This window comes from Rhizobium sp. NLR16a, assembly GCF_017948245.1.
Lineage (GTDB): Bacteria > Pseudomonadota > Alphaproteobacteria > Rhizobiales > Rhizobiaceae > Rhizobium.
In genome coordinates, this window is sequence record NZ_CP072866.1 from 475,513 (window position 1) to 488,905 (window position 13,393).

A 13,393-nucleotide genomic window follows, 5' to 3' on the forward strand; every position below is an offset into this window, starting at 1 on the left:
GTATTACAGAAGGCGTTCGCTATGACCACCACCGTTACTGCGAAAGGGCAGGTGACCATTCCGAAGCCTGTACGGGACATGCTTGGCATCGTTCCTGGCAGCCAGGTCGATTTTCATCGTGCTGCCGACGGCAGTGTGGTTCTGACGCGCGCCGACAAGAAACGGCCGGCGAGCCGCTTCGAGAAGCTGCGCGGCCATGCCGGCAAGGGCCTGGATACCGACGCTATCATGGCTTTAACGCGCGGCGAAACGTGACCCTGGTTGATACCAATGTGCTCCTGGACCTCGTAACCGACGACCCGGAATGGTCCGACTGGTCTATTGCGCAACTCGAAGCCGCGAGTATCGAGGGTCCCCTGCTCATTAATGATGTAGTCTTTGCCGAACTTGCGGTTCGATACGAGAGGATCGAGGACCTGGAGGCCTTTGTGGAACAGGCCGCCCTCGAGATGATACCGATGCCGAAACCCGCCCTGTTTCTTGCCGGCAAGGTTTTCACGCAATATCGCAAAGCAGGCGGTACGCGCACCGGCGTACTTCCCGATTTCTTCATCGGCGCTCATGCCGCCGTGCAGGAGCTGCCGCTCCTGACGCGAGATGTCGGCCGCTATCGCCGCTATTTCCCCTCGTTGAAATTGATAGCGCCCGGTTCCTGAGGCGAAGACCCGCGTTATGGCAGATTCCAATAAATCTCCCTGCAGCCGGGGCTCAAGCTTTTGCGCGGCCCCAACACTATCGACCGGTTTGGCCTTCGCGTCAAAGGGTGAATCCTGTTCTATTGAACAACCAGAGAATGATGCCGACCGAAACGGGGATCATGCTCCAGCGGTGCAGTGCCCCGCCGGCTCGACCTCCAGTCTATCGCGGCCCATGCGCCCCATCGAAGATATGCCGCGCCTTGGCCCTCGGCGCAGCGACGGAATGACGATTGACCAGTGAGCATTCGAGCTTCGTAATTGGATAGCGCTTGCCGGGCATGGTCTGAAGGTTGAGATGTTCAATCGCCCACTGACCCATGGCGAGGTGCGGAAGGACCGAAGTGGTCAGTGCCGGCACCAGATGTCTTGAAATTTCCTCATCGTCGTAGCCGACCACCGACATATCCTGGGGAATGCGAAGCCCGGCATCTTTGAGCGCTTCGTAGCATCCCACTGCAGTGCGATCGTTCTGGCAGAAAATGGCGGTGGGGGGGTCCTGCAAAGCAAGCAATTGCATCGTAGCGGCGTAGCCGGCACCGGCCGACCAGTCGCCTTCAACGACTAATTCTGGATCGAAGGGTATATCGGCGGTCGCCAGTGCACGGCGGTATCCCGTCAGCCGGTCTTGTGCAGCCTGCATCCAGATTTCACCAGTGATCGTCCCTATGCGATGGTGACCGTGCGCGATTAGATGCCGGGTGGAGCTCTGGCCTCCGGCGATTTCACTTGGCACCACGGCTGGAAAGGCATGATCCGCCGTGTAGCAGTTCAACAATACCGTCGGGATCTTGAGTTCGTAGACATAAGAAGGGAGTTGGACCTCTCTGGTATAGATTGTCATGTATATGAGCGCGGAAATGCCCCCGTTCGTCAGCGCCCTGATCGCTTTTGGCTCCATGACAGGATCACCCAGCGTTTGGGTGACCAACAGCACGTTGCCCGTGTTCCACGACGCTTGGCGGGCGCCCTCGATTGCGACGATCGCTTCCGGGCTGGTAGCGAGCTGATCCACTGCGAAACCGATCACGTTGTCCAGGCCCGAATAAGTGGCCTTCATGGTATAGCTTGTCCCCATGTAGCCGAGGGCGCGCGCCGCCTCCAATACGCGGTCGCGAGTCTGCTGTGAGATGCGGGTACCGGGCGTGTCGTTGAGCACGAAGGAAACAGCAGCCTGCGAGCAGCCGGCCGCCGCGGCGATGTCCATCATGGTCACGCGGGCGGGCTTATCCATTTCAGGATTCTTTTGGGTCTTAGGCTTTCGCATGCGGGGGAATGATCTCCGGATCTTGGAAGGAGTTGCGTTTTAGGTAATTAATATTAGCATTTATCCGAAAGTGCTGGCAATCGCGCGATCACCTGCATTGCTTGGCGATCATCACTTCAAAACTTGATTCTAGTTATCCCGCGATGAAATGTTTTGATGTGCATTGATAATACTATTTACTAATTAAGATTCTTGTATACCGTCAGAGGGCGATCGGAACCTATGCCACTCGTCGCTTTTGCGGCGGCCCTTAGGAGGGGGCGCGCATTCGGCCGGCCGTAAATCGCAAACGGGCCCATGCGACTGCGGCCCCTCGGGAGGTATATTATGAAACAGCTGAAACGGAATGCAGCCTTGTTCCTTGCCGGGCTGGTACTGAGCGCGGCGCCGATTGCAGTATCCGATGCCGCCGACAAACCAACTCTTGCTTTCGTCGTCAACGGCGCGTCTGACTTCTGGAAAGCCGCGGAAGCGGGCGTGAAGAAGGCCCAGGCCGAATTGCCGGATTACCAACTGGAACTGAAGTACCCTGAGCAGGCATCGGTAGCCATCCAGCAGCGCCTGATGGAAGACCTCGTCAGTGCTGGCGTCAAGGGGATCATGGTTTCCGCAGTCGATCCCAAGACGCAGACCGAGGGCTTGAACAAGATCGGCTCACAAACAGCCCTCTTCACGACCGACAGCGACGCGCCGCAGACCAACCGCGTCGCTTATATTGGCTCGTCCAATATCGACGCCGGTCTGCAGGCGGCTGAAATCGCGAAGAAGGCAATGCCGGATGGCGGCAAATGCATCGGTTTTGTCGGGCTCCTCGGAGCCGATAATGCCAAGGAACGCATTCAGGGCATGAAGGATGGGCTTAAGGGGACGAAGATCGAGCTGACAGATGTGCGCGGTGACGATATCGACCAGACACGCGCAAAAAAGAATGTCGAGGATGCACTGGTTGCCAGCCCGGACGTGACCTGCATGGTCGGCTTCTACTCATATAACACGCCACGCATCTATGAGGCGCTGCGCGACGCCGGAAAGCTTGGTCAGATCACTGTCGTCGGCTTTGACGACGATCCGATCACGCTCGGCGGCGTCAAGGAAGGCACGGTCGCGGCAACCGTCGTGCAGCAGCCATTCGAATGGGCTTATCAGGGGATGAAGCTGATGGCTGCCTACCTCAAGGGCGACAAGTCCGGTGTTCCCAGCAACGGCTTGATCATCATTCCGACAGTGATCATCGGCAAGGATGACGTCGATAAATATGCCGCCAACTTGAAGGCCATGGCTGGAAAGTAATTCTCTTTCGCGGCGGGGGTACTCCCCGCCGCGAAAGACGTTTCATGCCGCAGCACCCGCAGTCATGGACAGGCAATGAATCATAGCTCAGACATCCCGTCACCGAACGCGCCTGCAACGCCGTTCCTTTCGCTTTCCGGCGTTGGCAAGACTTTTCCAGGCGTCGTAGCGCTTGACGGGTTGTCGCTCGACATCGTGCCGGGAGAGGTCATCGGCTTGGTCGGCGAGAACGGGGCCGGCAAATCGACGCTGATGAATATTCTTGGCGGCGTGATCGCTCCGGATCGGGGCACGATCCTGCTCGATGGCGCAGAGCTTCGCCACCTTACTGTGGAGACGAGCATCGCATCCGGCATCGCTTTTGTGCATCAAGAACTCAACCTTTTTGACAATCTCGACGTCGCCGCCAATATCTTCCTGGGCCGTGAGCCGTTGAAAGCGGGACCTTTCAAGTTTGTCGATCGTGCTCGGCTTCGAGAGATGGTGACCCCGCTCTTGAAGCGCGTGGGAGCACATTTTTCCGCCGACACACCCGTTGCGTTGCTTTCTCTTGCCGAGCAGCAGATGGTGGAAATCGCCAAGGCGCTGTCGATCAAGGCTCGGCTTGTCATCTTCGACGAACCCACTTCCAGCCTGCCGCTGGCCGAAACCGAGCGGCTGCTGAACATCATCACATCGCTGAAAGCGGATGGAATCAGTGTGATCTTCATCTCGCACCGTCTCCACGAGGTTGAGCGCGTAGCAGATCGGGTGGTCGTATTACGCGATGGCACGCTCGTCGGTACGCTCGCCAAGAAGGACATTGGCCATGATCAGATGGTCAAGCTGATGATCGGCCGGTTGCTCGCGGCCCGGACGGCAAAGCCGCAGCGTTCGCCAGGGCCGGTCGCATTGAAGGTAAACGGCGTGCGCACCGAGGCCTATCCCAGCCGCCCCGTTGACCTGGAAATAAGGTACGGAGAAATCCTGGGGCTTGCAGGCCTCGTCGGGTCTGGCCGCACCGAGCTTGCAAGGGTACTCTTCGGCATCGACCGGAGTTACGGCGGAGCCATTCTGCAGGACGGACGCCAAATTGCGATCGGTTCTGCTCGGGACGCTGTCGCCGGGGGCATCTTTCTGGTGCCGGAGGATCGCAAGCGCAATGGCATTCTTCTTGATCTTCCGATCGCCCAGAACATCACCCTTGCCGATCTTCCCAGGATTTCTAGCCGCTTCATGGTCTCCGCTGAACGGGAGATCGAGGCCGCTGAAAAGCAGCGTGTTCGTCTCGGGATCAAGGCGCCCTCCGTTTCGACGCGAACCGGCACTCTGTCCGGCGGCAACCAGCAAAAGGTGGTTCTAGCCAAATGGTTGTCGATGAGCCCGAGGGTAATGATCTTCGATGAGCCGACACGCGGCATCGATATCGGCGCGAAGAACGAAATCTACGGCCTGATGCGAGCGCTTGCTGATGCCGGTGTCGCGATCCTGATGATCTCCAGCGACATGGAAGAGGTGATCGGCGTTTCTGACCGCATCGCCGTCATGCACGAGGGCCAGATCGCCGGCATTCTCGAAGAGGACGAATTCAGCCAGGAAAGCGTCCTTTTGCTTGCTGTCGGCAAAAGCGTAAAATAGCGGCCGCAGCCATTATGAACGGGTATCGGAGATGGGTCTCGAATGATCAAGAAAGATCTTGGACTGCTGCTTTTGATCGTCGTTGTCGGCGTCGTCGTCGCCATCATCAACCCGCGCTTCTTGCTGCCGATCAACCTCGCGAACACCGCCAACCTGATTGGTCTGTTCGGCATCCTGTCGATGGGTCAGGCCTTTGTCATCATTACGGGCGGTATCGAGCTTTCGGTGGGCTCGCTCGTAGCGCTTCTTGGCGTACTGTTCGTCGATTTCATAGCGGTACAAGATATGCCCTGGACGCTGGCACTGCCGCTCATTCTCCTGCTCGGCGCCGTCATAGGCGCCGTCCACGGTTGGCTCATCACCCGGCTCAACTTGCAGCCCTTCGTCGTCACCCTTTGCGGCCTCCTGATCTATCGCGGGGCAGCGCGCTTCTATACGGCCGACGGAACGGCGGGATTTGCTTTCGGCCAGAATTTCCCGGAGCTTGAGTTTCTGACCGCCGGGCGGTTCTATGGCATTCCGAGCACCTTCATTGCTATGGTCGTCATTTCCGTGGCCATGTGGCTGGTGCTTCATCGCTCTGTCTTCGGACGTTATCTTTACGCGGTTGGAAAAAACGAAGAGGCTGCTCGCTATTCAGGTATCCGGACTGACCGCTTGGTTATGACAGCCTATGTCATCTGCGGACTGCTTACGGCGCTTTCGGCGATCTATTTCGCCATGTACACGCGCTCGATCTCGCCGGCGAGCCATGGCCAGTTCTACGAGCTCTACGCGATCGCCGCCGCCGTGCTCGGCGGCTTTTCACTCCGTGGCGGTGAGGGATCGATCGTCGGGGTCGTGCTGGGCACAGTCCTACTGCAAGAGTTGCAAAACCTTGTAAACCTGCTCGGCATTCCTTCGTCGCTGAACTTCGCCGTCATGGGTGGCGTGATCCTCATCGGCGTCCTGATCGACCAACAATGGCATTCTATCCGCGCAAAGCGACGCCTCGTCTCCGCCGCACGGCAGACTGAATCCCGTCGTCCAAACGAAGGAACCTTGCCGGTGGTTGCTAACCGGGAATAGATGCGGCCACACTCGGCGAAGAGTTGATCGCCTGCTCGTTTCTGGAGCTCATGTCATGACCATTGAAGCCATGACCAACATTGGTCAACCGTGAACGCGGAACATCTTTTCACGTGTACCTTCCTTCCAAGGAGGGGTGCGGCTTGAGAGATATCCATACGAAATCGATTGCGCAAACGTTTCGATGACGTTAGCGTGATCATATTCGCGGATCCCGGGAAAGCCTGTTCGAGCTGGAGTTCCGCTTGGGAGGATAATTTGAGCAGCTTCCTTGTAGTGCTGCTGGCGAAAGCCGGAGGGCACGCATGACCACTATTTCCGCGGTCGCAAGGGCGGCCGGCGTTTCTGTCTCCACGGTTTCGCACGTTCTTAACAAGACCCGCTACGTGTCGCCCGAAAAGGCGAAGCTCGTCATGGAGGCTGTGGACGCGATTGGCTACATTCCAAACGCCGTTGCGCGCTCGCTCAAACTCTCCTCGACAGGTACAGTCGGCTTGGCGATTTCCGCGATTTCGAACCCTTATTTCAGCGACATCATTTGCGCGATCGAAGCCGAGTGTTCCAAGAGAGGCTTGATCGCATTTTTGTGTGACACTCAGGACGATCCAGATCGAGAACTGGAGCTCGTCCGGCATTTGCATCGGCGCCGCGTCGATGGGATTATTCTTGCCCCTTCGGGCGATCCAAAAAGATCGTTGGACTACCTTATCGACTGCAATCTTCCCTGCGTGCTCGTCGACAGGCTCTCCGATGATCGTTTCGATCAGGTCGGGACCGATAACACGGCGGCTATTCGCATGCTGGTCGATCATCTCGTTGCACTCCATCACGAACGGATCGGAATCATCCTGGGTCAGCCCGGATTTGCGACGACCGTGGAGCGCACGAAGGCTTTCCGGGCTGCCATGGCGGAGAAGGGGATAGAGGTGCCGCCTGCGTTCATCAGCAATGGCAATAGCAGCACCGCAGACGCCACGGCTTCGACGCACCGGTTGCTGGAGCTGAAGGAGCCACCCACAGCAATCCTGGCCTCAAATAATCTTGCGATGATCGGCACCATGAGAGCCATTCGGGAACGCGGTCTACGCGTTCCCGTGGACATATCCGTGCTCGGAATCGATGATTTCGAATGGGCGGATTATTTCGAACCGCGCCTGACGCTCATGGCCCAGCCTTGTGACGAGATTGGTTACAAAGCAGCGGATCTCCTGATCCAACGGATCGGCGATAAACATCTACCTCGGCAGACCGTGCGCCTGTCGCCAGTCCTGCGTATCCGTCAATCGTGTGGAGAAGCAGCATGAATAATCAGGTTGTTCTTTCGGCGAAAGGGGTCACCAAGCATTTCGGCGGTGTTCAAGCGCTACGTGGCGTGGATTTCGATCTCAAAGTTGGAGAGATCCATGCCCTGCTTGGGGAGAACGGCGCGGGCAAATCAACATTGATGAACCTGATGTCGGGGGTGCATACGCCGGATCGGGGAGAGATCTTCATCAACGGAAACCCCGCGCGATTTTACACCCCCCGCGATGCACAAGCCGCAGGAATCGCGACGATCTTCCAGGAATTGGATCTCGTTTCGAGTTTGAGCGTCGCGGCCAATCTCTTTCTTGGTCGCGAGTTGGTCCATCGACACGGCATGCTGGACGGAAAGGCGATGTTGCGCGAAGCCCGCAACAGACTGGAAGCGATTGACCGTTCAATTGATCCGGCTCAGCTCGTAAGCGAACTTTCAATCGGCCAGCGCCAGGTTGTCGCTATTGTCAAGGCGCTGTCTTATGCGTCGCGTGCTCTGATTATGGACGAGCCAACAGCTGCCTTGACCGCTGGGGAAGTCGATCGCTTGTTCGAAATCATGCGCGGACTCGCATCATCAGGCGTAGGTATCGTCTATATTTCGCATCGGCTTGAGGAAGTCCCGCAGATTGCCGATCGAGTGACGGTGATGCGCGACGGTAGAGTAGCTGGCGTTACCGAACCGAACGCGCCGCAGGCCAAGTTGGTACAGCTTCTCGTCGGCCGTCCATTGAGCGAGCTTTACCCGCCTCGCTCCGGTCATGTCGGAGATGTGCTTCTGCGGATGCGGCAGGCCTCCTTCCGTCCGCATCGGCCGTCACCCGGGTGGCGGGCCCCATCTAAAATTGATCTGGATGTTCACCGCGGTGAAATTGTCGGTTTGGCTGGTGTGATGGGCGCGGGCCGGACGGAGCTTCTGAGCGCTCTGTACGGGACGGGCGTGCCGGGAAGATGGCAGGGCGAGGTTACAATTGACGGCAAACCGGCAAGGCTCAGATCCATCGCCGCTGCGCGCAGAGTTGGTCTCGCATTCGTAACCGATGATCGGCGCGGTGCCGGACTTATGTTGCGTATGTCTGTTGGCCTCAATCTGGTGATGTCGATCATTCGGCGGATATCGCCGAATGGCTTGTTGTCTGCGCGTCGACAGGACGATGCGATTAAGAACTCGTTCGGGAATTTCGACATTCGTCCGAAGAACCCCCGGATCGCGGTGGGTGCTCTTTCTGGCGGCAATCAACAGAAGGTCGTCCTTGCGAAGGAGGTATTGGGCAATCCCAGCTTGTTGCTTCTCGACGAGCCGACCCGTGGTGTTGACGTCGGAGCGAAGGGGGAGATTTACACTCGCCTGCGCAAATTTGCCTCGGACGGATTGGGCATTCTTGTCGCTTCAAGCGAAATGCCGGAGCTGATCGGCTTATGCGACCGAATAGTGGTTCTCCGCGACGGCTGCAGCGTTGCCGAATTTTCCGGCGGCGTGGGCGAGCATGAGGTTCTGGCCGCTGCCAACGGGAGGGAGGGATGATGTCCGAACAGCAGATCACGTCCAATCCAGCGATACAGCCTGCTAAGCGTATTGATCCGCTTGCTGTGATAGTGCGCTTCCAAAGCCTGATCGGCCTTGTGCTGGTCTTTGCCGGCGGCATCATATTCTCTCCCCGCCGGCACGGCGTTATCCTGTTTCTCCAGCCCGACAACATCGCCAACATCGTCCGCGCGGTATCCGAAACCGGCATCATCGCGATCGGGATGACGTTTGTGATCATCACCGCCGGGATCGATCTATCGGTCGGGGCGACCCTTGGTCTTGCGAGCGTTGTTACTGCAACGTTGATGGTCTCTGGTGGCTTCGGGCTAATTACGACGGTTGTGGCGGTGCTCCTGATGGGAACTTGTTTCGGGTTGGTCCAAGGAGCAATCTCAAGCAAGTTTCGGCTCGAAGCATTCATCGTGACCCTTGCGGGGCTGCAGGCTGCTCGAGGCCTGGCACTCGTGGTCTCGGGAAATCAATACATCAATATATCGTATGGCGAGGGGCCAGGCCTTGCTCCGCCGATCTTCGCAATCCTGGGCGGCCGTCTGTTCGGCAACGTCGTTCCGGTAGCCACCATCGTCTTTCTGATTTTCGCCTTCATCGCCACGATCCTTCTCAATACAACGCGGTTCGGCCGTTACGTCTATGCGGTTGGCGGAAATGAGCGTGCCGCCCGCATATCGGGCGTTCCTGTCTCGGCGATCAAGATCGCCGTCTATGCCATAACAGGCTTTGCATCCGCGCTAGCCGGCATTGTCCACGCCGGCCAATTCAACTTCGGTAGCGCCAATGATGGCACCGGATACGAATTGACTGCCATCGCCGCCGTGGTGATTGGAGGAACCAGTCTGTTTGGCGGCGCGGGTTCCATGGTCGGAACGATCGCCGGCACGATCATGCTGGGTGCCTTAGCCAATATTCTGCAGCTCAACAACATCACGCCAGCCATGCAATTGCTTGCCACGGCGGCAATCATTGTCTTGGCGGCAGTCCTTCAATCCCTCGTTCGTCGCCGCGAAGGGTTGGGCAGGTAATGTGGCGGCACCTCCCGGAAGGTGGATCCGGGATCAATGTGGAGGAGAAAGCAATGATACGGACTACATTTCAGTCATCAAATACCTGGCGAATCCTGCTACTGGCCTGCTCTTGCGTCGGTTCTGTGAGCGTGGCCCAAGCTGCCGATTCGCTCGTGAAGGCTTGCGCCAAAGACGGCGAATTCGTCATCGGCTTCTCGCAAGCCAACAACGCTGAGCCATACCGCCAGCATGTCAACGATGAGCTGGAGGCGGCCGCCAAGGCGGTCCCTCAGTTTACGCTGCAGATTGCCGACGGGGCCGGCAATGTGAACACTCAGACATCACAGGTCGACAATTTCATAACGCAAAAGGTTGACCTCCTGTTGATATCGCCTTTCGAAGCGGCTCCGCTTACCCCTGCCGTCAAGCGGGCAATGGACGCGGGTATCCCGGTCATCGAACTCGATCGTAAGACGAACGGTGAAGCCGGCAAGGACTACACAGCTTTCATCGGTGGCGATAATTACAAGATTGCTTTGGCAGCCGGCGAATATACGAGCAAGACGCTTCTTCCAGATGGCGGCGAGGCTGCCGTGCTGGAGGGGCTGCCGAGTTCGACACCGGCCGTCGAACGGCTGAACGGCTTCAAAGATGGTGTGAAGGCCAATCCTAAGATTCAGATCGTTGCAGAACAGGCAGCTGACTGGCTGCCGGACAAAGCGCAAACGGCTTTCGCGGCTATGTTGCAGGCTCATCCCGATATCAAGATGGTCTATGCCAGCAACGACATGATGGCGGCCGGTGCGCTGCTTGCTGCAAAAGGCGCCGGCAAGAGCGTGAAGATCATCGGCACCGACGGCTTGCCTGGCCCTGCCGGCGGGATTGAAGCGGTCGCGAAGGGTGATTGGTCCGCGACCTTTACCTATCCCACGGGCGCGAAGGAAGCGATCGACATGGCAAAGTCGATATTACTCGATTGCGCCTCGTCGGTGCCGGCAACCGTAACAGTCGACACCACCGCGATTACGCCTGATAACGCCAAGCAGATGATGGGTAAATAAAACCCGACACTCCCCCGGCCGGCCGCGTCCGATCGGCCGGGTGGAGCCGAATCGGTTGGCTGGAGCGCGGAAATTCATATGCATGCTGAGCATGCAGGCCATGCCTGTCGGCATCTCGGGCGGTGCGAATCACCGCCATCCAAGCTGCCAAACCTGCGTTTTTCGGAGCCTGTTTTGCCGGCTCTGATGCGCGTTTTGGTTAAGCATTTGTAATTCGGTCACGAATCGCGGCATATAGTAACTGCGCAACTGAAGCGCTTTCGTTCAAAATTGCGCAGTTACGCAGGAAAGAGATCATGCAACCGAGTCTTGCTCTTCAAGATGATCAAGAGCACCTTCCGTCGCTTCTGGCAACGGATGCGAAGGAGTTATCCTATCAACTTCAGCAGCATCAGGCCAAAATCTTTCCCCCTCTGTCGCAAAAGACGATCAGGACATTTTCTCCGGCGGAGGCTGCGGCCTTCATCGGCATAGGCGAAGGTTATCTCCGGCAGGTGGCCGCTGACGGCCATGGACCGGATCCGCTGGCAAACGGACGCCGGCTCTATAGCGCAACCGACATGGACCGGATCCGCCGGGTCCTCGACGAGCGGAACGGGACGCCGAAATACGTGCCGGCCCGCAGGCCGGGCGAAAAACTCCAGATCGTTTCCGTGATGAATTTCAAGGGCGGCTCGGGCAAGACCACGACCGCCGCCCACTTCGCGCAGTTCATGGCGCTCCGGGGCTACCGCGTACTCGCCGTCGACCTCGACCCGCAGGCCTCCCTGTCTGCTTTGTTTGGCCATCAGCCGGAGTTCGACGTCGGCGAGGGCGAAACGATCTACGGTGCGATCCGCTATGACGATCCGCGCTCGATCGCCGACATCGTGCGCGCCACCTATACGCCGAACCTGCATCTCATTCCCGGAAATCTCGAACTCATGGAGTTCGAGCACGAGACGCCGAAGGCCATGGCATCGGGCACGGCGGAGACGATGTTCTTCGCCCGCATCGGCGAGGTGCTGACCAATATCGAAAGCCTTTATGACATCGTCGTCGTCGACTGCCCGCCGCAGCTCGGCTTCCTGACGATGTCGGCGCTCTGCGCCGCGACCTCGGTGCTGATTACGGTTCACCCGCAGATGCTCGACGTCATGTCGATGTCGCAGTTCCTGACGATGACGAGTGAATTGATGTCGGTCGTCGAGAAGGCCGGCGGGCGCACCAGCTATGACTGGATGCGCTATCTCGTGACGCGGTTCGAGCCGAATGACGGGCCGCAAAGCCAGATGACCGGCTTCATGCGGGCGATCTTCGGCAATCGCATGCTCCACAACGCCATGGTGAAATCGACGGCCGTTTCCGATGCCGGCGTCACCAAGCAGACACTCTACGAAGTCGAGCGTTCGCAGTTCACACGCGGAACCTATGATCGCGCGCTGGAGTCGCTAAACCTCGTGAATGGTGAGATCGAAGCGCATATTCGCTCCACCTGGGGAAGGAGATAGGATGGCGCGCAAGAACCTCATCGAAATTTCCGCGCCGAGTCCGGCAAGGGTGGAAGCGGTCGCGCCGCGCGACAATCGTCCGATTGCCGGCTTCGTGCCGCAGGAGCGCAGCGGCGGGCCGGTCGGCGGCATCACCAAGACGCTCGGCAACATTACCGAGAAGATGGAGCGGGCGAGCGAGCTGGAACGGCAGCTTGCGGCCGGCCAGATGATCGTCGAGCTCGATCCCGGGCTCATCGACGGCTCCTTCGTCAGCGACCGCCTGGCGATCGATGCGGCTGAACTCGCCGAGCTGGTCGAGCAGATCCGCGAGCATGGGCAGCAGGTTCCGATCCTCGTGCGTCCGCATCCTGAAGCCAGGGGCCGCTATCAGGTCGCCTATGGCCATCGCCGCCTGGCGGCCACGAGAGAGATCGGCATCAGGGTGCGCGCGGTCGTCCGCGACCTGACCGACGGCCAGCTGGTCGTCAGCCAGGGGCAGGAAAACAGCGCCCGCACCAATCTCTCCTATATCGAGCGTGCGCTTTTCGCGTCGCGGCTCGAGGAACGCGGCTTTGCCCGCGACGTCATCATGGCGGCGCTGAGCGTCGACAAGGCGGCGCTGTCGAGAATGCTGATCGTGATACGGCAGGTGCCCCTGGCGCTCATCAACGCCATCGGGGCTGCGCCTGATATTGGCCGCCGACGCTGGCTGGAACTCGGCGAGCGGCTGGAAAATGCCGATGTCGATAAGATCATCGCGGAGTTGTCCGCGGACGACGCGCGCGGAATTTCGAGTGACGAGCGGTTTCACCGGGCATTCGTTCTGGCAACGAAGAAGGCTGCGGCACCGAAGCCGGCGGCGAGTAAATCAGAAATCAGCGGCGTGCCGGTAATGGTCAAAAAGACAGGGTCCGGCGCCACTTTCGTCTTTGACGGCAAGACCGCGCCCGGTTTCGACCAATTCGTCCAGGAGCGGCTGCAAGGCCTGTTCCAGGAGTTCAAAAAGTACAGAGGAGCGTAGCGCGCAAAAGAAAAAGGCCCCCAACGACGCCGTCGTGGAAGCCCTTCTCAGATCTT

At 58.6% G+C, this 13,393-nt stretch carries 12 protein-coding genes; 11 read left to right on the forward strand and 1 reads right to left on the reverse strand.

The annotated features are described in order from the left end of the window. Positions 1-21: 21 nt before the first annotated feature. A complete protein-coding gene (locus J7U39_RS21940) occupies positions 22-255 on the forward strand; it encodes an AbrB/MazE/SpoVT family DNA-binding domain-containing protein (protein ID WP_064693019.1) in 234 nt (77 codons plus the stop codon). After that, positions 252-656 carry a type II toxin-antitoxin system VapC family toxin gene (locus J7U39_RS21945; protein ID WP_210631890.1) on the forward strand — a complete coding sequence of 135 codons (405 nt, stop codon included), beginning with the start codon at positions 252-254 and terminating at the stop codon, positions 654-656. The genes J7U39_RS21940 and J7U39_RS21945 overlap by 4 nt, the downstream gene beginning before the upstream one ends. Before the next feature lie 202 nt (positions 657-858). On the opposite strand, the gene J7U39_RS21950 is transcribed toward J7U39_RS21945, so the two are convergent. Beyond that, a complete protein-coding gene (locus tag J7U39_RS21950) occupies positions 859-1,962 on the reverse strand; it encodes a LacI family DNA-binding transcriptional regulator (RefSeq protein ID WP_210631891.1) in 1,104 nt (367 codons plus the stop codon). A gap of 327 nt (positions 1,963-2,289) precedes the next feature. Between J7U39_RS21950 and J7U39_RS21955 the strand changes: the two genes are divergently transcribed. The 9 genes from J7U39_RS21955 (at position 2,290) to repB (ending at position 13,337) form a co-directional block, all read left to right on the forward strand. Beyond that, positions 2,290-3,252, forward strand: coding sequence for a sugar-binding protein (locus J7U39_RS21955; RefSeq protein ID WP_210631892.1), 963 nt, complete (start codon positions 2,290-2,292; stop codon positions 3,250-3,252). 75 nt (positions 3,253-3,327) lie between these two features. Then, complete coding sequence (locus tag J7U39_RS21960) at positions 3,328-4,869, forward strand: sugar ABC transporter ATP-binding protein (protein WP_210631893.1); 1,542 nt, start codon at positions 3,328-3,330, stop codon at positions 4,867-4,869. A gap of 42 nt (positions 4,870-4,911) precedes the next feature. Further along, entirely contained in the window at positions 4,912-5,937 is a 1,026-nt protein-coding gene (locus tag J7U39_RS21965) for an ABC transporter permease (protein ID WP_210631894.1), read from the forward strand. A gap of 305 nt (positions 5,938-6,242) precedes the next feature. Next, positions 6,243-7,241 carry a LacI family DNA-binding transcriptional regulator gene (locus tag J7U39_RS21970; protein ID WP_210631895.1) on the forward strand — a complete coding sequence of 333 codons (999 nt, stop codon included), beginning with the start codon at positions 6,243-6,245 and terminating at the stop codon, positions 7,239-7,241. Then, positions 7,238-8,758 carry a sugar ABC transporter ATP-binding protein gene (locus J7U39_RS21975; protein ID WP_210631896.1) on the forward strand — a complete coding sequence of 507 codons (1,521 nt, stop codon included), beginning with the start codon at positions 7,238-7,240 and terminating at the stop codon, positions 8,756-8,758. The genes J7U39_RS21970 and J7U39_RS21975 overlap by 4 nt, the downstream gene beginning before the upstream one ends. Beyond that, positions 8,758-9,801, forward strand: a complete 1,044-nt coding sequence (locus tag J7U39_RS21980; protein WP_210632205.1) for an ABC transporter permease — start codon at positions 8,758-8,760, stop codon at positions 9,799-9,801. The genes J7U39_RS21975 and J7U39_RS21980 overlap by 1 nt, the downstream gene beginning before the upstream one ends. Positions 9,802-9,854: 53 nt before the next feature. Beyond that, positions 9,855-10,844, forward strand: coding sequence for a substrate-binding domain-containing protein (locus tag J7U39_RS21985; protein WP_210632206.1), 990 nt, complete (start codon positions 9,855-9,857; stop codon positions 10,842-10,844). Between the two features lie 296 nt (positions 10,845-11,140). Then, positions 11,141-12,334, forward strand: coding sequence for a plasmid partitioning protein RepA (repA, locus tag J7U39_RS21990; RefSeq protein ID WP_210631897.1), 1,194 nt, complete (start codon positions 11,141-11,143; stop codon positions 12,332-12,334). Between the two features lies 1 nt (position 12,335). Continuing rightward, a complete protein-coding gene (repB, locus tag J7U39_RS21995) occupies positions 12,336-13,337 on the forward strand; it encodes a plasmid partitioning protein RepB (RefSeq protein WP_210631898.1) in 1,002 nt (333 codons plus the stop codon). Positions 13,338-13,393: the final 56 nt, after the last annotated feature.